Annotated in this window: 25 protein-coding genes; 19 read left to right on the top strand and 6 right to left on the bottom strand. The window is 32.5% G+C overall.

The genetic code is table 11. The annotated features are described in order from the left end of the window. The first annotated feature begins 40 nt into the window (after positions 1 to 40). The 3 genes from NCC77_RS10830 to NCC77_RS10820 all read left to right on the top strand — a co-directional run bounded on the left by NCC77_RS10830 (position 41) and on the right by NCC77_RS10820 (position 1763). A complete protein-coding gene (locus NCC77_RS10830; RefSeq protein WP_250835578.1) occupies positions 41 to 799 on the top strand; it encodes a hypothetical protein in 759 nt (252 codons plus the stop codon). 57 nt (positions 800 to 856) lie between these two features. Next, positions 857 to 1252, top strand: a complete 396-nt coding sequence (locus tag NCC77_RS10825) for a hypothetical protein (RefSeq protein WP_250835577.1) — start codon at positions 857 to 859, stop codon at positions 1250 to 1252. Between the two features lie 79 nt (positions 1253 to 1331). Next, a complete protein-coding gene (locus tag NCC77_RS10820) occupies positions 1332 to 1763 on the top strand; it encodes a hypothetical protein (protein ID WP_250835576.1) in 432 nt (143 codons plus the stop codon). Positions 1764 to 1855: 92 nt separating this feature from the next. Here the strand turns inward: NCC77_RS10820 and NCC77_RS10815 are convergent, their stop codons facing one another. Next, positions 1856 to 2248, bottom strand: a complete 393-nt coding sequence (locus tag NCC77_RS10815; RefSeq protein ID WP_250835575.1) for a helix-turn-helix domain-containing protein — start codon at positions 2246 to 2248, stop codon at positions 1856 to 1858. Positions 2249 to 2461: 213 nt separating this feature from the next. Here NCC77_RS10815 and NCC77_RS10810 point away from each other — a divergent pair, with 213 nt between their 5' ends. From NCC77_RS10810 to NCC77_RS10800, 3 genes are all read left to right on the top strand, one after another. Beyond that, complete coding sequence (locus NCC77_RS10810; RefSeq protein WP_250835574.1) at positions 2462 to 3238, top strand: hypothetical protein; 777 nt, start codon at positions 2462 to 2464, stop codon at positions 3236 to 3238. A 72-nt stretch (positions 3239 to 3310) separates the two neighbouring features. Further along, positions 3311 to 3817: a GNAT family N-acetyltransferase gene (locus NCC77_RS10805; RefSeq protein ID WP_250835573.1), complete on the top strand. Its 507-nt coding sequence runs from the start codon at positions 3311 to 3313 to the stop codon at positions 3815 to 3817. Between the two features lie 256 nt (positions 3818 to 4073). Continuing rightward, positions 4074 to 4622 (top strand): HutD family protein, encoded by a 549-nt coding sequence (locus NCC77_RS10800; protein ID WP_250835572.1) that lies wholly within the window; start codon positions 4074 to 4076, stop codon positions 4620 to 4622. A gap of 263 nt (positions 4623 to 4885) precedes the next feature. On the opposite strand, the gene NCC77_RS10795 is transcribed toward NCC77_RS10800, so the two are convergent. Beyond that, positions 4886 to 5458, bottom strand: a complete 573-nt coding sequence (locus tag NCC77_RS10795; RefSeq protein WP_250835571.1) for a Crp/Fnr family transcriptional regulator — start codon at positions 5456 to 5458, stop codon at positions 4886 to 4888. A 237-nt stretch (positions 5459 to 5695) separates the two neighbouring features. On the opposite strand from NCC77_RS10795, the gene NCC77_RS10790 reads away from it, so the two are divergent. Next, positions 5696 to 6811 carry a pectate lyase family protein gene (locus NCC77_RS10790; RefSeq protein WP_250835570.1) on the top strand — a complete coding sequence of 372 codons (1116 nt, stop codon included), beginning with the start codon at positions 5696 to 5698 and terminating at the stop codon, positions 6809 to 6811. A gap of 351 nt (positions 6812 to 7162) precedes the next feature. Here NCC77_RS10790 and NCC77_RS10785 read toward each other — a convergent pair whose 3' ends face one another. The 3 genes from NCC77_RS10785 to NCC77_RS10775 all read right to left on the bottom strand — a co-directional run bounded on the left by NCC77_RS10785 (position 7163) and on the right by NCC77_RS10775 (position 9490). Then, on the bottom strand, positions 7163 to 7546 hold the full coding sequence (locus tag NCC77_RS10785) for a DUF3037 domain-containing protein (RefSeq protein WP_250835569.1): 384 nt from the start codon (positions 7544 to 7546) through the stop codon (positions 7163 to 7165). Continuing rightward, a complete protein-coding gene (locus tag NCC77_RS10780; RefSeq protein ID WP_250835568.1) occupies positions 7536 to 8315 on the bottom strand; it encodes a HipA family kinase in 780 nt (259 codons plus the stop codon). Before NCC77_RS10780 ends, NCC77_RS10785 begins: the two co-directional genes overlap by 11 nt. Before the next feature lie 326 nt (positions 8316 to 8641). Next, positions 8642 to 9490, bottom strand: coding sequence for an NAD(P)H-hydrate dehydratase (locus NCC77_RS10775; RefSeq protein ID WP_250835567.1), 849 nt, complete (start codon positions 9488 to 9490; stop codon positions 8642 to 8644). 407 nt (positions 9491 to 9897) lie between these two features. Here NCC77_RS10775 and gcvT point away from each other — a divergent pair, with 407 nt between their 5' ends. The 12 genes from gcvT to NCC77_RS10715 all read left to right on the top strand — a co-directional run bounded on the left by gcvT (position 9898) and on the right by NCC77_RS10715 (position 18816). Continuing rightward, positions 9898 to 10980, top strand: a complete 1083-nt coding sequence (gene gcvT / locus NCC77_RS10770) for a glycine cleavage system aminomethyltransferase GcvT (RefSeq protein WP_250835566.1) — start codon at positions 9898 to 9900, stop codon at positions 10978 to 10980. 199 nt (positions 10981 to 11179) lie between these two features. Further along, on the top strand, positions 11180 to 13216 hold the full coding sequence (locus tag NCC77_RS10765) for a S41 family peptidase (RefSeq protein ID WP_250835565.1): 2037 nt from the start codon (positions 11180 to 11182) through the stop codon (positions 13214 to 13216). A 293-nt stretch (positions 13217 to 13509) separates the two neighbouring features. Continuing rightward, entirely contained in the window at positions 13510 to 14223 is a 714-nt protein-coding gene (locus tag NCC77_RS10760; RefSeq protein WP_012024626.1) for a YebC/PmpR family DNA-binding transcriptional regulator, read from the top strand. Positions 14224 to 14493: 270 nt separating this feature from the next. Continuing rightward, entirely contained in the window at positions 14494 to 14988 is a 495-nt protein-coding gene (locus NCC77_RS10755; RefSeq protein WP_250835564.1) for a hypothetical protein, read from the top strand. 22 nt (positions 14989 to 15010) lie between these two features. Beyond that, the gene (locus tag NCC77_RS10750; RefSeq protein WP_250835563.1) at positions 15011 to 15400 is read left to right on the top strand and encodes a hypothetical protein; all 390 of its coding nucleotides are present in this window, start codon (positions 15011 to 15013) and stop codon (positions 15398 to 15400) included. A gap of 3 nt (positions 15401 to 15403) precedes the next feature. Further along, positions 15404 to 15976 (top strand): SUKH-3 domain-containing protein, encoded by a 573-nt coding sequence (locus NCC77_RS10745; RefSeq protein WP_250835562.1) that lies wholly within the window; start codon positions 15404 to 15406, stop codon positions 15974 to 15976. A gap of 46 nt (positions 15977 to 16022) precedes the next feature. Then, positions 16023 to 16718 carry a hypothetical protein gene (locus NCC77_RS10740; protein ID WP_250835561.1) on the top strand — a complete coding sequence of 232 codons (696 nt, stop codon included), beginning with the start codon at positions 16023 to 16025 and terminating at the stop codon, positions 16716 to 16718. Next, positions 16711 to 17211: a hypothetical protein gene (locus NCC77_RS10735; RefSeq protein WP_250835560.1), complete on the top strand. Its 501-nt coding sequence runs from the start codon at positions 16711 to 16713 to the stop codon at positions 17209 to 17211. The genes NCC77_RS10740 and NCC77_RS10735 overlap by 8 nt, the downstream gene beginning before the upstream one ends. A 125-nt stretch (positions 17212 to 17336) precedes the next feature. After that, on the top strand, positions 17337 to 17639 hold the full coding sequence (locus NCC77_RS10730; RefSeq protein WP_250835559.1) for a hypothetical protein: 303 nt from the start codon (positions 17337 to 17339) through the stop codon (positions 17637 to 17639). Beyond that, on the top strand, positions 17636 to 18040 hold the full coding sequence (locus NCC77_RS10725) for a hypothetical protein (RefSeq protein WP_250835558.1): 405 nt from the start codon (positions 17636 to 17638) through the stop codon (positions 18038 to 18040). Before NCC77_RS10730 ends, NCC77_RS10725 begins: the two co-directional genes overlap by 4 nt. Before the next feature lie 101 nt (positions 18041 to 18141). Continuing rightward, positions 18142 to 18348, top strand: a complete 207-nt coding sequence (locus NCC77_RS10720) for a hypothetical protein (protein ID WP_250835557.1) — start codon at positions 18142 to 18144, stop codon at positions 18346 to 18348. A gap of 105 nt (positions 18349 to 18453) precedes the next feature. Then, a complete protein-coding gene (locus NCC77_RS10715; RefSeq protein WP_250835556.1) occupies positions 18454 to 18816 on the top strand; it encodes a hypothetical protein in 363 nt (120 codons plus the stop codon). 52 nt (positions 18817 to 18868) lie between these two features. On the opposite strand, the gene NCC77_RS10710 is transcribed toward NCC77_RS10715, so the two are convergent. Further along, positions 18869 to 19777: a LamG domain-containing protein gene (locus NCC77_RS10710; protein ID WP_250835555.1), complete on the bottom strand. Its 909-nt coding sequence runs from the start codon at positions 19775 to 19777 to the stop codon at positions 18869 to 18871. Positions 19778 to 19904: the final 127 nt, after the last annotated feature.

The raw sequence follows: 19904 nt of genomic DNA, 5'->3' as shown, positions 1-19904 counted from the left end.
AGCAGAGAATAACATAAAGCAATATTTCATAAATAGAACAATGAACGACAGAATAGGTAGAATTGAAAACGATGTACAGGACAGAAATTCTGATGCTTGGAAAAAGCTTTGCGAATATGTGGACAAAGTTGCCGATGAGAACAGAGAAGAATTTTCTCCATTAGATGAACTTGGACAAGAACTATTCTCTCAAATTCATACTTTACCAGAGAGCATATCAAAACTTAAAAAGGTGAAAAAAGTTTGGCTTTATGGAAGTAAAATAAAACGGATTCCGCCTGAAATTGGACAAATGGAATCGCTTGAATACTTTGACCCATATACTTCTTACAACTTACATTGGTTTCCTTATGAAATCAGTAAATGTATAAATCTAAAAGACAGCAGAGTAAGCACAAGAGCATTATTTGGAAACTATAAAAACCGAATGAGATTTCCTTTACTTACACATAATCCTGTTAGATATTTTGGCGAGACCTTGAAATGTAGTATTTGTGAGAAAGAAATCACTTATCAGCAAACAAATCAACTTTGGATAACTCTTCGTGTCGGGACAGATAATTTGCCTTTACTTGCAAATTTGTGCTCAAAAGAATGTGAAAATAAACTTCCAAAACCTGAAATTGGTTATGTAAATTTTGCTCATAAAGGTGGGGCTGACTTAAAACAACCATCAGATAAAGAGTGGGATGAACTTATGCGACAAAAGCATGAACAACAAAAACTAAAAATTCAAAATAAGAGTACACAAAACGAAGAACCAAAACTATTAAAACTAATAAGAAAAATATGGAATTGATCAGTTATCAATCCCCACAAGCGCCAGCACCTAAAAACTAAAAAAACAAAAATTATTATGAAGCTTTTCACATTATTTTTTTCAATATATCTACTTTGCACATTTCATGAAATTAGAGAAAAGAAAGAAGAAAATCTTATTCTAGGAAAATGGAAAGTTTCAGGAATGTTTTGCTCTGAAAAAGAAGAAGTTCCTAAAGGTTTTTTATTTACCTTTTTTAAAGATGGAAAAGGTTATTTAGAGCACGAAAAAGCAATAGAAAAAGAACCTTTCATTTGGCAGATAAATTCAGACACACTAAAACTGAAATTCGAACGTGAAAGCGAAATTAAAAACGTGCTCTTTAAAAAAAATGAATTTCTTTTTAGAAAGTTGCCTTATAATAAAAAACACATTGAGTTAAGATATTTAGACTTTAAGGAATGTGGTGTAGAACTAGAATTTATAGAATAAACATATGGGACGCTCGCACTAGCAAGGGGAATTAACTTGTAGCCAAAAAATAAAGAATAAACAAATGAATTCTCAAGTGATGAATAAATATATTTTACTTCTAATACTTCCAATCTTAATTAGTTGCAAATCTGAATCAATTTTGACTGGTAGAAAATACCAAACCGATTCCGTAAATGAAGGCATATATACATTTGATATGAAAAGTCATAATTATTCTGAGAAAAGGGTTAGTGGAACAATTGGAAAAGGAAAATTCAAAACTTTCGTGTTAAGCCCAGAAAAAACTTTAATTGTTTGCAACGATATAAATTGGGGAAAAACTAGTGGTGATATTAAAGAAATGAATAAAACTGGTGATTCGGTTGTTGCAGGCGTGTTTGATGGATATAAAAATCTAGGATCGACAATTTTTGAAATAACTTCAAAAGAAAAAAAACTATCATTTCGAAAAACGTATACAAACCAATTACAACAAACCGAAAGTGAAGGAGCTTTAATTAAAAAATAAATCCCTCGCTAGCACGAGAGTACTTTTCATTAGTACAAAAAAAGAGACCTCATCCAAAGGTCTCTTTTCAATTTAATATATCTTCAAAACGGTTATTTCCCGTTCAATAATTTCTCCAAATACTCCACTTTATCTTTTTCAGCTTGCACCAAACGTTCGTAAAGTTCAACAACTTTATCTAAAGCATTAAAAGTACAATTTGTTGCAAAAATACTGCCTGTTGTAACAACATTATCATGAAAGCTATTAAAGTAATTAATAACCCCTTCATCCGAAAAGTTTTTAATTGCTTCAACAGAAACTCCAAGAGCTTTTGCGATCTCAATTAGTTTTTGTTCGTCTACAGTTTCGCTGTTTTCAATAGCCGAAATCGTCTGCTGATTTGTTCCTATAGCCTGTGCCAGTGCTTCCTGTTTCATATCTTTAAGCTCTCTGATACGGCTTATATTTCTGCCGATATGTTTTGGTTTTATTGCTGTACTCATAATTCAAAGATATTTAAAATTCTTAAACGAAAATCAGTTTCTGTAAAAAACAAAGTTGTTTTTGTAAGATACTTTTTTCGCAGTTTGTACGAATTGACAAATTCAAATTTAGTCAAAAAACATAAAACATTAGGCTAAAGTTATTTTCTAATGTAATTTTGTTTCTTTTGCTAAAGCCGTATCATTTCACTAACATAAGTTATTATAAGCACGATGAAACAAAACATTTTAACGATACTATTTTTTATTTCAACATTTGGTTTAAAAGCTCAAGAATATAAATTTAGAGAAAACATTAGCAAAGACTCTTTATTTAATGTTTCTATCAAAATGCTTCCCGAAGAAATGAGAGAAGAATATATAAAAGCTTACAAAGAAGGAGATGAAAAATCTAAAGATTTTTTACTTCTTATGATTCCTATGCCTAGAAGTAGTAAAAAAGAGCTTATTGAAAATTATGAAAGCAAAAAAGAAGAAATAGTAAAACTTAAAAATAAATATCAAAAAATTGTGCCTAAAAACTATATTGTAGATATTGAATTTGAACCCGAAAGCAAAATATTTACTATTCCGCAACAAATTTCTATTAAGGTTTATAAAGTAGATAATCAAGAAAAAAATACTGACAAAAACAAAAGACAAAGTAACAACGGATTAAAAGCTGTTTCTCAAAATTGGAATTTAACCTCTGAGTCTAAAGAACTTCAAGAAGTCTTAAAATCAATTGGCTGGACAAACGAAGAATTAAATCAAATTAAGCAATTACTTTTAAATGCAAATTGTATTTCAATAGAAAACGGAAAAATGACAACTATCGGATTTGCCAGAAGTGGAATGGGAAAATATTTCTATAAGTTTTTTGAAGAACCATTAAATGAAATACAAAAACAAGAGTACAACAATGGTTGTCAATATATTTACTACAAAGAAAATGTTGTTCTTGAATATGGCGGTGGAGCAATTGGACCGCAATGTTTTGAAAAAGATTAAAGTATTTTGTCTTTAGCTAGCAAATTGTAATTTTACATTTCTCATCGCACATTTTTCATTTTACAATAATATATGATTACGAAAGCAATAATTGAAGACATTCCAGCATTAACAACCTTAATAAATTCAGCATACAGAGGCGAAACCTCAAAAAAAGGCTGGACAACCGAAGCGCATTTACTAGAAGGTAAAAGAACCGACGAACAAGAAATGACCGAAATATTTCTGGATCCAAAAAATACGATTCTGAAATTTACAGAGAATGACAAGATTATCGGTTCGGTTTTATTGGTTGAAAAAGGTCATCAATTGTATCTTGGAATGCTTACCGTTTCGCCAGAACTTCAAAACAGCGGCATCGGGAAAAAACTTTTGGTTGAAGCCGAAAATCATGCGAAAGTTTTAGGATTGTCAAGTATTATTATGACCGTGATTTCGGTTCGTGAGGAGCTTTTGGCGTGGTACAAACGTCATGGTTATGTGGATACTGGAAAACGTGAAGCTTTCCCTGAAAGTGAAATTCATACTACAGTTTCTGAAGTTCCTTTGGAGTTTATTTATTTGGAGAAAGTATTGTAGGGTTATATCACAAAGATTCGCAAAGAACTACGCAGAGATTCGCTGAGTTTTTTAATCTCGCAATCCCGATAGCTATCGGGAGCAGAGACGCAAAGTTTTTTTTATAAAGCTTCTATACGGTTTGTCTTCCTGAGCGAAGTCGAAGGATCGCTAAGCTATTTAGCAAAGTTTAATTTCTTTGTCGAGCTACTTATGATACTTCGACTTCGCTCAGGAGGACAAAAAATGAGAATAAAATCATTAAAATATTCAATAAATGAACATACAGCTTTTCTCTAAAAAAAACACTAAACCCTCTATTTGGAGTGGCGGATTGACGTATGAATATATGATCTATCCAAAAACCGCAAATTATGCCGATAGAGATTTTGGTTTTAGAATAAGCAGTGCTACAATAGAGGAAGTGCCTTCAGAGTTTACCAAATTTAAGGGCTATTATCGATATCTGGTTATGCTCGATAATGTCTTAAATGTTGAGGTAAACAAAGAAAAAAAAGTATACAAGAAATATGAAATCATGGAATTTAACTCCGATGATAATGTGACTTCTTTCACCAAAGGCACTGATTTTAATTGGATGGTTTCTGAAAAAATATCCCATCATAAATTGGAAGTAACTAATAGTAATCAGAATTGTAATGCTGAAGTAGTAATTGTATTTTCTTTAGATACAACCGATATTACAATCAATGAAAAGCCGTATCATTTAGAACCTTATGATGCATTGGTTATTGAAAATGAAGAAAAGGAAAATGTAATGCTTCATTTTTCTACTGAATGTCTTTTTGGGATATTGGATTTTTAATTTTTGCCACGAAGGCACAAAGGCGGGAAGTTTTTTTAATCTCGCAAAGTCGCAAAGACGCAAAGTTTTATTCTCTTTACCGTTTAAGTTATATAAGATAATTTAAGCTTTGCCTAAAATGAACTTATATAACTTATATGGTTTAATTACTTTGCGCCTCTGCGACTTTGCGAGATTTTTTTAAGCAACGTGAGACGCACAGCTGTGCGTCTCTACAGAAAAACTTTGTTACTTTGTTGCTCTGAACCTTTGAACCTCTACAATCAAGAAACTGTTCTTTTTATCTTCGAAAGAAACTCGTGCGAAACGCCCAAATACGACGAAAGATTCTTATTATTTATCGAACTTACCTTTTGCGGGTAACGCTCTTTAAAATCCAAATAACGTTGTTTGGAGGTTTTGTTGAGCACATCTAAAAGCCGTTGCTGAATGGCAACATTGGCTCGTTCGATCATCAGTACATGAAACTTAATAAGTTTCGGAATTACAGCAAACAAATAGGCTTTTTGCATTTTATTGATGACCACTATTTCACTGTCTTCAATGGCTTTAATGTTGTACGTTGTGGGCTTTTGGTGATAAAAACTTTCCAGATCACACATCCATTCGTTTTCGAAAGAAAAGAAAATAACCGTTTCTGTTCCGTTTTCGTTTAGAATGTAGGTTTTAAATGATCCTTTTAAAATGAATCCCTCATAACTATTATGAGAATTTTGAATTTGCAAAAACTGATTCTTTTTCAGCTTTATCAATTCGGCTTTAGAGACAATAATATCCCATTCTTCATCCGTGAGCGGAATTTTCCTTTCAATGTTTTTTCTTAGTAGGTTGTACATTTTTTTGTGGTTTTTGTTTAAGGAATAAATTTGTTTATCGATTCATCATTAATTAGGGGCTTAACCAATGTAATCGATTACGTAAAAATACGCTATTTGTGCATTTTTGTAAATTTACAAGTGTTAAAAAAACACATTTCGTAGATTTTTTTGTAAAAGTTTGAACTTGTTCAACTTTTTTCCTACAAATAATACTGAGTTTTGCGCTGTTAAACTTTTTTAAATAACCAAACGTATATGAACTTAAAATCAAAACTTTCAATGTTCGCTGCAACATTGATCTTCGGATTTACAGCATGTAATTCTGAAGAAATCGCTTCAAGCACTGAAGCAGGGATTCAAAGCAATGAAACGACTGTTGAAACAGCTGCAACCAACCCAACGGGTAAAATCGGAAACTGCGCTGAGGTTCCAGGATGGGCTTCTCAAAACGGAGGTACAACAGGTGGTGGATCTGCTGCTGAAACTACAGTTACCACTTACGCTCAATTGAAATCGGCTATTGAGAACGCTTCTGTAAAAGTGATTAAAGTCTCTGGAACGATCACAATTACAACAAGATTGTCTTTTCAAGATCAAACTGGAAAAACAATTTATGGAGCAAGTGGAGCAAAATTGGTTTCGACAAATCAAACCAAAGATGGCTCTGGAATCATCAACATTAAAAGATGTAAAAACATCATCATCAGAAACTTGATTTTTGAAGGTCCAGGCGCTTATGACACTGACGGATGGGATAATGCAATCCTTGACGAATGTACAAACGTTTGGGTAGATCACTGCGAATTTAGAGATGGTGTTGATGGAAACTTTGACATCAAAAACAAATCAGATTATATCTCGGTTACGTATTCTAAATTTCACTACCTAAAACCTCCAAAAGCAGGTGGTTCTGGAGGATCAGATGATCATAGATATTCAAATTTAATTGGTTCAAGTGATGGTGCAACTGGTGATCGCGGTAAATTAAGAATTACTTTTGCAAGATGCTGGTGGGCTCCAGGCTGTAAAGAAAGAATGCCAAGAGTTCGTTTTGGAAAAGTGCATATTGTAAACAGTTTCTTTAATAGTATAGTAAGCAACAAATGTGTTGCAGCAGGTTTTGAAGCTAATATTCGCGTAGAAAGCAATGTTTTTGAAGGTGTAAAAAATCCAATCGATTTAATGTCAGGCTATACTGCCGTTACTTCTACTGATAACGTATTTACAAATGTAACAGGAACTCAGGCTGGAAGCGGTACTGCTTTTACTCCGCCTTACTCTATCGTAAAATTGGCTAAAACTGCGGTTAAAGCTGATATTTCTGCAAATGCAGGACCTACTTTAGGTGGGAATGTTTGTGGCTCTTTTTAAATTGAATTAGAATAAAAAGTAAGTTAGTTTTTAGTTAGAACCACGGATTGCATTTATTGCAATTCGTGGTTTTTTATTTTTTTTCTTTTGCCACGAAGACACGAAGGCACAAAGTTTTTTTTAATCTCGTAATCCAGATAGTTATCGAGAGCTGAAGCGCAAAGATTTTCACGCAGATTTTGCAAATTCAAGCAGATTTAAAATTAGATTAATCAATTAAATCAAATCTGCATAAATCTGCGTAAATCTGCGAGAAACAAAAATCATTTTAATCCATTTAATCTGTGGCAAACAAATAGACGCACTGCAGTGCGTCTCTACAGAAAAAACTTTGTAACTTTGAACCTTTCCTTAAAGTACCAATTCCTCAAACAAACGCTGAATGGTTTTCTCCAAATCCTTACTCAAACCCGGATGAGGTCTTGAAGTTTGAATGGCCGAACTTCTAATTGCGGTTAACCATCTAAAACGCTCTGGAATCTCAAATTCAGCAATTGGACCGCCGTCTTTTGCTCCGTTGGCAATTTTTACTAACGAAGTCAGGTTACATTCTAATTGTTCGATGTCAAAATCAGAAGAAAGGGCTTGTATTTTTTCTTTATTTAAATGAAACAAAACCTTTATAAATTTGGCTTTTTTACAAAACAAAATGATTCCGATATTCAGGAATTCTTCGCGTTCTACCCTTGGCACAACACGAATCACAGCATATTCGTATAAGTGGTTATCTTGCATTTTGCGCCTGATTTACAAATATTTCTGAATTCTCTAATCTTGTTTTTAAAAACTGCAAATAAACATTTCGCAATCCTTCAGGAGTTTCGTCTGCATCTTCCCATTGCAGCCAGTCTAACGGAATTGTATTTACAATTTCCTCTAAAATTTCTGGGGTTAGAATGGCTTTAAACTCAGCATCGACTTCTTTTAAAAGTGAAGCTTGCGGCAATAAAACGTGATCTTTTATCAATGCAAACGGACTTTTGGCATGTTGTTCCCAGTTGTTCCAAGAATGATGAAAATACAAACATGCACCGTGATCAATCAGCCATAATTCTTTATGCCAGATTAGCATATTGGTATTTTTGAAAGTTCTATCTACGTTTGTAATATAAGCGTCTAGCCAAACAATTTGCGATGCCAATTTAGCGTAGACAGTGGTTACCGCAGGATCAAAAGTAATGGCGCCAGATAAGAAATGAAGTGCCAAATTTAATCCCTGACTTCCTTGCAACAGATCCTGAATTTCTTCATCGGCTTCGGTTCTTCCGAAAGCTTCGTCAAGATTGGCGAATACTAATTCTGGTAATTGTAATTTTAAGGCTTTTGCTATTTGTCCGCCGACTAATTCGGCTATTAAGGCTTTTACGCCGTGTCCGGCACCTCTAAATTTTAATACGTATTTAAAATCGTCATCGGCTTCTGCCAAAGCGGGTAAAGAACCGCCTTCGCGCAGTGGCGTTATATATCGCATGACATTTACTGTTCTTAAGTCGAAATTTTTCATATTACAAACTTAATGATTTTTGATTTTAGATTGTAGAGGGTATATTTTAGATTTTTTATTGCGGTGAGATTTTTAACGCAGAGTACGCGAAGGTTTTTCGCAAAGTTCGCTGAGTTTTTTTGAGTTGCTTTGCTTTTTTTAAGGTCACAAAGTTTTTTATTGCAGAATAAAACATTTGACTTGTCATCCTGAGAAACGAAGGATCACACTAGGAGATCGACAAAGATTGGCGAATTACTTTATGGTTACTGTGCGGAGTTTCTTGTGTGATCCTTCGTTCCTCAGGATGAAAAAACGTACAACTAATTATCTAATTGACACATTCTCTAATTCTCTAACTCTAAAAAAGCTTTTCCTAAGTACTTAATAATAGTAGAGGCCGTAAAAGACTCATAACCTGTTTTGGGTAAAGCTAAATCGGCTGTTAGCCCGTGGAGGTAGACACCAAATTTTGAAGCGTATTTAGGTTCATAACCTTGTGCTAAAAGACTTGTCAGGATTCCAGTTAAGGTGTCGCCGCTTCCTGCGGTTGCTAAAGCTGCGTTTCCTGTTGTGTTTTCGTATACCGAAGTTCTGTTGATAATGTAGGTTGGTGCGCCCTTCATAACCACAATGACTTTATATTTTTCTGAAAAAGCGATTGTTTTTTGAAATTTCTCAGCTTCCGAATTCCATTTTCCTATCAAACGTTCTAATTCTTTTGGATGAGGTGTTAAGATGGTATCTTCTGGAACTAATTCTAACCAAGATAAATTTTCTGAAATAATATTCAACGCATCGGCATCGAGAACTAAAGGCGCTTTATTGACTCTTAAAAACTCAAATAAAGCTTTTTGTGTTCCGAGCTCCTTTCCTATTCCTGGGCCAATTCCAACTGCTTGCGGAATTAATGGCAGATGAATATTGGTTATAAAATTCACATTTTCATCAGTTGCCACCATAACTTCTGGAATGGAGATTTGAAGGATTTGATAACCGCATTTGGGTACAAAAGTTGTTACGAGTCCGCAGCCTGTTTTTAGGCAGGATTTTGAAGCTAAAACCGCTGCTCCTATTTTGCCATAACTTCCGGCAATAATCACCGCATGACCTTGTGTTCCTTTATGTGCTTTGGAATCTATGGGTTTGTATAATTTCAGAATCTCTTCTTTTGTAATTAAATACGATGATTTCATCTAAGTCTCTTTGTTAGTGTTATTTTTTAAACACATAGAATCATAGTTTTCTTGCTGAGAAAAGGCGTTTCACTTATTTAAACAAACATAGCTCATTTGCAAAACATGATTTTATATATGAATCAATTAATATCATTCATCTAATAAAATTACGTAAAAATTTGAAATGATGATTGTTCTTTTGAAACTGTTAGCCCTAGCCCTGATTACTTCACCATATTTTTATTTTTTATAGGAGTTCAGTGAACTTCGTTTGTAGCGGCATCCTTTTTGTTTTTTCTTTAAAAACAAAAAGATATAGCGGATAGCAGGAAATAGCTCCTAATTATTGCGAAATTTATAATTTAAGACATTCAAATTTGATATTTTTTGAATAGATTTGCAAAACAATTTTATAAAACAACACAATGAAAAATACTGCGCTTACGCACATACATGAAGGTTTAGGAGCGAAAATGCTTCCTTTTGCTGGTTATAATATGCCTATTACTTATGAAGGGGTTAATGCTGAACACGAAACGGTTCGTAACAGCGTAGGAGTTTTTGACGTTTCGCATATGGGTGAATTTTTGTTGACAGGTCCAAATGCTTTGGCTTTGATTCAAAAGGTGACTTCAAACGATGCGTCTACTTTGACAATTGGAAGAGCGCAATATTCTTGTCTTCCAAATAATGAAGGCGGAATTGTTGATGATTTGATTATTTATAAAATGAAAGAAGAGCAGTATTTACTAGTTGTAAATGCTTCGAATATTGAAAAAGACTGGAACTGGATTTCTTCTCACAATGATTTGGGAGTTGATATGAAGAATATTTCTGAAGACTATTCTTTATTGGCGATCCAAGGTCCAAAAGCGGTTGAAGCTATGCAGGCTTTGACTTCTGTAAATTTATCTGAAATTGCTTATTATCATTTTGAAGTTGGTGATTTTGCTGGAATTGAGCATGTAATTATTTCTGCTACAGGCTATACTGGTTCTGGCGGATTTGAAATTTACTGTAAAAACAATGAAGTAGAACAAGTTTGGAATAAAGTTTTTGAAGCTGGAGCATCTTACGGAATTAAACCAATTGGTCTTGCAGCTCGTGATACTTTACGTCTTGAAATGGGATTCTGTCTTTACGGAAATGATATTAACGATACCACTTCTCCTCTTGAAGCTGGTTTAGGATGGATTACGAAATTCACAAAAGATTTCACCAATTCGGAAGCGCTTAAAAAACAAAAAGAAGCTGGTGTTACAAGAAAATTAGTTGCTTTTGAAATGCAAGAGCGTGCTGTGCCAAGACATGATTACGAAATTGTTGATGGTTCTGGAGCAGTAATCGGAATTGTAACTTCTGGAACTATGTCTCCTTCTATGAATAAAGGAATTGGTTTAGGATATGTAACCGTTGCAAACAGTGCGGTTGACAGCGATATTTTTATTAGAATTAGAAAAAATGATGTTCCTGCAAAAGTGGTTAAATTACCGTTTTACAAGAAATAAGTTTTGACATTATAGTTTAAAAATGCGTTACGATTGTAACGCATTTTTTTTTCTTCAAAATAGGCAAATTCGAGTTAAATTATTTGATGTGCGTTCGTTTAACGATTAAAAACTTTTCATTGTCGATATTTTGCTAAAAAACCTACAATTTGTAAAAAATTTAGTGTAACTTTAATCATGAACCCATGAATTTCCATTTATGAAAAAGATTTCACTACTCCTTTTTTTGCTGACATCAACTATATCCATTGGTCAGAACAGCGCAGAAACTTGTGAAATATTAAACAAAATAAATGCGCTTATTCAGGCAGAACACTTACGACCAAAACCTGTTGATGACAGTCTTTCTGTGTTTGTTTTTGACAATCTTATTAACGAACTGGATCCTTCACGAAATATCTTCTTCAAGAGCGAATACGACGAATTGGCTCAGAAATACCGTTACAATCTCGATAATTTAATTTTAAAGAACGACTGCAGTTTTCTTACCGACATTAAAGCTACTTACATCAACGGCCTTTTACGCACTAAAAAAGTTTTAGAAAAAATTCAGACCATTCCGATTGATTATACAAAGAAAGATACCATCCGTTTTTATAAAAAATCTTTTGCTTTTTATTTGAAGAAAGAAGACTTAGAAAAGGTTTGGGTGAAAAAGTTGCGCTATCAAATCTTAGATGATATTGTTGAAACGAGCGATAATCTCGATTCTTTAAAAACCAATTTCAAATCTATTGAACAAGCTTCTAAAAATCAAATCCTTACAAATGAAATCTGCCGTTTTAATTCGCTAATAGACTCTAATACCAAACAAGAAGAAAAACTATATAATTTCTTCTGCACCTATTTTGACCCTCATACGGCTTATTTTAGCGATGATTCTAAAACGAGTTTTGTTGCTTCTTTGTCCAAAGAACATTTATCGCTTGGAATGACGGTAAACCTCAACGAGAAAAACGAAATTATTATCGATGAGGTAGATCCGAACGGACCGGCTTATCAAACAGGACAGATAAAAAAAGGCGATCAGATTATTTCGATTTCCAATCAGAAAGAAACACTTCAAGTTTCTTGTGCTTCTTTGGAGTCTATATCATCCATGATTTTATCTGAAAACAACAAGCATATTACGCTTACTTTAAAACGCAATTCGGGCAAAAATTTTGATGTTTATATTGAAAAACAAATGATGAAAGATGAAGAAAACTCTGTTTTCAGTTTCATCATTGGTAAAGACAGTAAAATTGGATATATAAAAATTCCGAGTTTTTATGCCGATCTTGATGGCAACAGCAGAAAAGGCTGTGCAGATGATGTTGCCAGAGAAGTTATCAAACTGCAAAGAGACAGCATACAAGGACTTGTTATTGATCTTATTGACAATGGTGGCGGCTCTATGGAAGAAGCTATAAAACTAGCTGGAATGTTTGTAGATTACGGTCCGCTTTCTATTGTAATTGACAACAAGAAAGAGAAATCTGTAATTAACGATCCGTTTAAAGGTGTTATTTATAGAGGCCCAATTGTAGTTTTGGTAAATAGCAATACGGCTTCAGCAAGCGAGTTTTTTGCTTCTATTATGCAAGATTATAACCGTGCGCTTTTGCTAGGAAGCAATACCCTCGGAAAAGCCACAATGCAGACTATTCTTCCGCTTGAAGAAGATAAAAATACCGATTTCTTAAAAATTACAATCAATAAATTTTACAGGATTACGGGCAAAAGTCATCAATATATCGGCGTAAAGCCAGATGTTGTGCTACCTGAATTTTACGAAGATATTTACCAAAAAGAAAGCGACTTCCCGACAGCGATAAAAAATGACAGCATCGAACCGTTCTTAAAATACAAGACGTATGTAAAACGAAATTTGATAGACAAAATTGCTAAAAACAGCTCGGCGAGATTATCAGACAATTATTTTTTCAATAACATAAAAAAGATTAACCTTAAAATAGATCAGATTGTGAATGCTCCTAAAGCCGAAATTCCAATGACATTAGATTCGGTTTTCAAGCAGAAAAAGACATTAGGTGCACTTTGGACAGAGATCAATACTTTTAATGATGAAAATAATCCGCTTGATGTGTACAATTCTAGCGTTAATCAGTTTCTTCTAGGCGCTTATCCAAATGATAAAACGATTAATCAATATCAAATGGATAATCTTAAAACCAATCCGTACCTCAACGAAGCCGTAAATATCATTAATGAGTTTAATGGAATTAGTAAATAATGGTTTTGTTTCAGGTTTCAGGTTAACTGCATGAGATTTTTTTACCGCAAAGTGCGCTAAGGTTTACGCAAAGCACACAAAGAAATTTTTAAGTTAAGGCACAAAATAAAAAAGTTCCCAAAGCTATATAAATAAAACTTTGCGAACCTTGCGTAAACCTTAGCGTACTTTGCGGTTAAACTCAACACAAACTAAATAACTTGAAACCTAAAACCTGAAACAAAAAAGAACAATTTTGTTTTTGTAAAAATTAGGAAAACCTTATTTTTGCATCACAAAACTAAAAATTAGAAATGGGAAGAGCGTTCGAATTTAGAAAAGGAAGAAAAATGAAACGTTGGTCTGCAATGGCCAAAACGTTTACCAGAATTGGTAAAGATATCGTAATGGCTGTTAAAGAAGGTGGACCAAACCCAGATGCCAATTCTAGATTAAGAGCTGTTATACAAAATGCGAAAGCTGCCAATATGCCTAAGGACAATGTGGAGCGCGCGATTAAAAATGCAAGTAATAAAGATACTGCTAACTATAAAGAAATTTTGTTTGAAGGATACGCTCCTCACGGAATTGCAATCTTAATTGAAACTGCTTCTGATAACAATAACAGAACTGTAGCTAATATTCGTAGTTATTTCAACAAATGCAACGGAACAATGGGAACTCAAGGTTCTGTTGAGTTTATGTTTGACCATACTTGCAACTTCAGAATTGCAAAAGATGGTATCGACGCTGAGGAATTAGAATTAGAACTAATCGATTTTGGTGCTGAAGAGGTTTTTGAAGACGAAGACGGAATCTTAATCTATGCTCCTTTTGGAAGTTTTGGTGCTTTGCAGAAAGAATTAGAAAACAGAGGTTTAGAAATCCTTTCTTCTGGTTTTGAGCGTATTCCGCAAATCACTAAAGAATTAACGGAAGCTCAAATCGCTGATGTTGAAAAATTAATCGAGAAAATCGAAGAAGATGATGACGTTATGAACGTTTATCATACCATGAAAGAAGAATAGTCTTTCTATCAAATATATTAAAAAAAGCTCTGGATTTTTCTGGAGCTTTTTTATTTTAGGAAATTTACCTCTAATTCAAATAAAAAATTATATTTGCTACTATCAGATATAAACTAACTTAAATCTTAATTTATGCAATCATCAAAATTTATGAAATTTGCTGTAATAGCACTTGTAATCTTATTTATTGTGATTAGTGTTATTAGCTAAAAAAAAATATAAGTCTTTTGATTTTCAGAAGACTTTTTTATTTCAAGACAAATTCTCTAAATGAAACTAATACAAAACTTCTACTGCATTCAATCTGTAAATTTTGAAAACGATATTGAAGGAATAAGTTCAATAAAAACAGAATTGATAAGACCTTCCATAAAAATATTAGAAGTAGAATATTCAGAGAAAAAAAACTATAGAAAAAGGTTAGTTGGCGATTTATCTGGAGATTCTCATGAATATTTTTCATTAGAAGAATTATTGTTTTTATCCAAAACATACGGATTTGAAATCGAAGAGAGCATCTATTCAAAAGGATATTATTACAGCGTTTTAAAAATACATAAACTATATGATGTTCCAGGCTATATTACTTTAATGGAATTGGATGAAAAAGAATATCTAATGGTTGAATTTAACCGTTGGCAATTTGATCATCAGCCTAGAGGAGCCGGAGAAGATAGTTTGGGAGAAGATGTAACTTATATTCTTGGAATTTGGGAATCTCCATTACTGACAGATGAAATAATTGCAAAAATAAAAAGGCGATAATTAAAAGTCAGACTACTCAATTATGACCAAAATTTCAATTATAAAAAAAATACAATTAGGTGGCGAAAGATCGTTTCCAATTGAATCTCCTGATTCTGAAGTATATTTTAATTTCTACTGCGGAAACGGAGGAACAAAGCATGAAGTTATTATTTCTTTTAAAAACTCTAATTTTTTAAGCTCATTAATCGAAACTGGTTTGATAACAAATCATGATTTAGCCCAAAACAATATAGTTAAACTAGAATATTTGGAGGATCAAAACGCAGTATTTTCATTTAGATATCAGATTTGCAATTTCAAAGATTGCCAGAACACTTATCTTTTAATTTTTGATGTTCATGAAAATAGAGGTTATTATGGCTTTTTTATACATGGGGTTTTACAGATAGAAAAAATAATTATTGAATAGTTTATGGATAAAAAAGAGCTTTTTAAAGACGCACTTATCAATGCAGGATGGTATGAAGGAAGAAACATAAAAAATGAAATTGAAAATAATCCTCTTTATAAAATACTTCCTCCTAAGATTCAAGATTTTTACTGTGAATTTGGCGGTTTGACGCTTCATGCTGAAAACAGCCTAGAAACAATGATTATCAATATAGATCATTTTAGAAATGAAAAAGTTGTAGAATGCAATAATTTTGAAACTTACAGAATAAATGATGAAATTGATTTTGAAAATGATGATTTGGAGTATTATTATTCAACATTAATTGGTACACAATTGTATTATGTTGCTGGATTAATCGAAAATAACTCAGTCCATATGGATGAAAATGGCAATTTTTATATCATAGACTTTATCCCCCAATTTACTTGGGTTTCAGATAATGCTTTTGAAGCTCTTACTAAAATAGTAGTAGGTTCAGCATATATGTACATTTTTAATGAGCACACTATGAAATGGATGCCTCCTGCTGGCAAAGAATTACCTCACCCTCTGCCTATTAATCCATTGTTTAAAGATAATCCTTGGGGTTAATGGACAAAATTGCTTCAATCAATATTATTTACATGAACTCAAAACCATGATCCAACTAAATAAAATAGAGAATTTAGATCCTCATAAAAATTTAAACAAGAAAATAGAATTTGTTTTTATTGGCTGGGAAGAACCAAATAAAGGGCAGGAATTATCCTATTATATCCTATTGATTGATCAAATAGATAAAACCAAAGAATTGTTTTCATCAGATACAATTCAATGTGTTATAAACAAAAAAATTGAAACAGAACATCCTACTAAAAACTTTGCATTTATTCCTAACAAAGATTTTATTTTATTGAATACAATAGACTTCACTAAAACGATCTTAAAAGTATATTTTAGAGAAAAAGGAAAGACATTTGAGGACAGCTTGGTTGGAAGTTTCTTTTATCCAGAAAATCATTTACTAATCAACAAAAGAAGTTTAGTGATAACTGATCTTCAAACTTTGGAAAGTAAAAAAATAAAGTTTGAAGAAGATGTTGCTATCGAATGGGCATATTTCATTAATTCAAAACAAATACAAGTTATTCAAGCTTTTTCTAATATCTGCTTTGTATATGATTTGGAAGAACAGAAAATTATAGAGAAAAGAAATATTGCAAATGAATCTCTTTATCCTAATATCTTTAGATGGATTTACAGAGGACAAGAATACCAATACAATCAATTGCAAATGGAACTGATTCAGAAAATAGAGAATAAATTTATTAGCACCTACTTCAAAAATGACTGATATATTGAACAAAGTGAAATTTCATTTCCATTCGATTTTGAAGAAAAGAGAAATTGACACTAGAATAAGTCAAAAACTTACTGATGAAGAAATCTTAATTATCTCGCAAGTTGGATTACCGAATGGTATTTTGGATTTTCAATTTACTGATGATATTTATGCATTATCAGAATCAGAAATTGTAATTGGAAAGACGCTTTCTAATTGTAATCTCATTTTAGATCTAGAATCCAGAAAAATAAAAAGAGAGGACCAACTTTTTATTTCGAAATCGCTTACAAACTTAATATTTCAGCTTTATACGTATGATCGTTTATGGACAAATGAGATTCCGCAACAAAAGTTTGGTCACTATCGAGAAGATTCAAATCATAAGAAATATGCAAATTTTTTAGAAACAGAATTGCTAAAAATAGACAAAGATATTTTAAAAAGCGATAACGGATTGTGGGTATCTTTAATAGAAGATATTGAATTCGGCATTGTTGGCTAAAATAATCAAGCAATGAAAAGGTATGATAAAACTAAAAAAAACTTCCTTTCAATAAAAAATTGACGCTTTATAAATCTTAATATTATAAAAACCTAAATAATATCCTAAAAAAACACAGAATCATAATGGCGCTAAATGATATTGAATTAGAAAGGCTTAAGTTGACTGTTAAAAAAGCAAGTGAAGAGCTCGGAACAAAAGAATTGGTATATTTTTCCGAATGGGCTTATTTTCTCCCAAGTCATACGCTTAAAATGAATGAAGTATCTCTTCCTGAAAAATATGATATTCCTACTGGCTGGAATGGTTTTGGAACTGATGATCTTGAGAAATTAGAAAAAGTTGGATTTCTAGTAAAAACTTTTGAATGGGAAGAAGAGTCATTTACATTTGAAAAAATTATAAAATACCTCATCGTAGAACAATGAATTCAAAAAACGAATTAGAAAAAACTTTCAATTACCTTTTTTTTGACGGCTTAAAACTGTATAAAGTAGCCAATCAATACTATGATTGGTTTAGTTCTGATGATTACGCTATTTGGACTAATTCGTATGTAGAATTAAACCATAAAAGAATTTATATTATTAAAGAAAATGTAAAGGTATTATCGACCTTTAGATTCTACACTAAGGAAGAACTCGAATCAATATCTTCAAAATATAATTTTCAAATCAAAGAAGAAGATGGTGTTTATTATGCTTTTACAGAAGCTCACAACTCTAGACAATTTGAAATTTCAGAAAACAATGAACTAATTGTTATTTACTGCACCAATGGAAGTTATGCGCCTGAAAGCATTTTCATTTATGGAGTTTATGAAAAATAGAAAATGACCCTAAATTATTTGAACTCATTTTAAACTAGGCCTAAAAATAGCTAAAGATAACATTTCGACTATATTTGCAACACCTCAAATAAAATTAAAAAATGCAAACCTCAAAAATCACCCGAATTGCTGTCGTAGCACTAGTACTTTTATTCTTAGTATTAAGTGTAATTAGTTGCAGTACACATACACATGTTCATAACCACCCTGCTCCATCTGGCAAAAAAATGCCACCAGGACAAGCCAAAAAAATGAATGGAGATAAAAGTGCAAAAGCTTACGCTCCAGGTCAGCAGAAAAAGAGATAATTTACAAGCCTTCTGAAATTCAGAAGGTTTTTTTTTATTTTTATTCCAATTTGTAAATAACTCAATTACGAAAGTAAATTCCATTTTCCGCAAAAATGATAAATAATGAAGTATAAATTTGAAAAATATAATTACTTTGATGAAAGAGATAATCTTAACAAATCGACAGCACTAATAGTAATTGAAAATGAAGAGCAATATGGAGAGTATTTCTACACAGAAATTAAAAATTTAGAACTGCATTATTTAGAAGAAATTGTTAATTCTCTTCAGCAAGTTTTATCGGGTGATTTACAGCAATATGATTTTGGATATGAAGTTTACTCTATTGATTGCAATAAACGCATTTCATCTATCATTGACACCTATAATGATTGGAAAAGCATTATTGAGCTTCCAACACAAGAAATCTATGAATTCCTTAGAGATTGGAAACATTATTTAAATGAGAACCAATTATTGCCATAACTATAAGAATATATGCTCAAATGAAAATAAAGGCTATCATTTAAAACAACAATTATTTCTTAGAACCATTAATAACCTTAATCAAATAAGTCCCTTCGGGCAAGTCAGTTATATTAGAAGCATTAGCGCTCATTATTTGCTTTCCTTGTGAAAAAACTTCAATAATTTTACCACTTTTGTTTGTTTCAGCTGAAGCCGCGGGAGCTACAGTCTTTGCAGGCATAGGTGCTGCAACAGCTTTTTTTGATGCATTTGAAGTGGCGGGACTTGAGACAGGTACGCTTTCCGGTATTGGTGCACCACTTGGTTTAGAACTATTATATGCTTCCCTCACCTGTTCGTCTGTCATAGCAACGCTATACAATCTTAAATCGTCAATATCTGCATTGATACTCGTTGAGGTATTCAATTTTCCAAGATTTAAAATATAACCTTTTGCTGCACGCTGAATTCCTTCGGCAGATTTCAGCAATTCGCCATTACGATATATTTTTGATATATTCCCATCATACGTGATGCTGTACATATACCACGTTTCTTTTACTAAAGGGACAGAAACAATTACATTATTGGCATCTCCCCATCCTACCAAACTCAAATCTGAATTGCTTCCAGATGCAGGCTGCTGCACTAATCCAAAATATTGTCCGTTCACTGCTGCACCGTAACCCAAAATATAATTCGGAATATTTACCGCATTAAATTTTACCCAAACCGATATTGTTTTGGGTTTATTATCTTGAGGAAGCTCTCCCACTACTGCCTGATAAGCTTTATTGGTAAGTCTTAAAGCACTTTTAGGACTTCCCATTCTGTCATTTACAAAAAGCGGTGTGCCTAAAAACGAAATCGTATTATCGGCACTGTTCAAACTTCCATTGAAATTAAATTCCTGTACCGGATTTTGCGCGTTAGCAGTTAAAAAATTTACAAACATTAAAGTGAGTAATATTTTTTTCATAATATTAGCTTTTATCAGAATAGTTTTGGTTTAGGGCAAATAGCAACTGACTGTAAAATTTAAATTCTTTAGATTTACAGTTCTAAAATTTCGTTTATTATTTTTAGAAAATTTGTTAAAACTATAA

Origin of the sequence: Flavobacterium tyrosinilyticum, assembly GCF_023656565.1 — a bacterium.
Classification (GTDB): domain Bacteria; phylum Bacteroidota; class Bacteroidia; order Flavobacteriales; family Flavobacteriaceae; genus Flavobacterium; species Flavobacterium tyrosinilyticum.
This window is presented reverse-complemented; position numbering and strand designations above follow the sequence as displayed.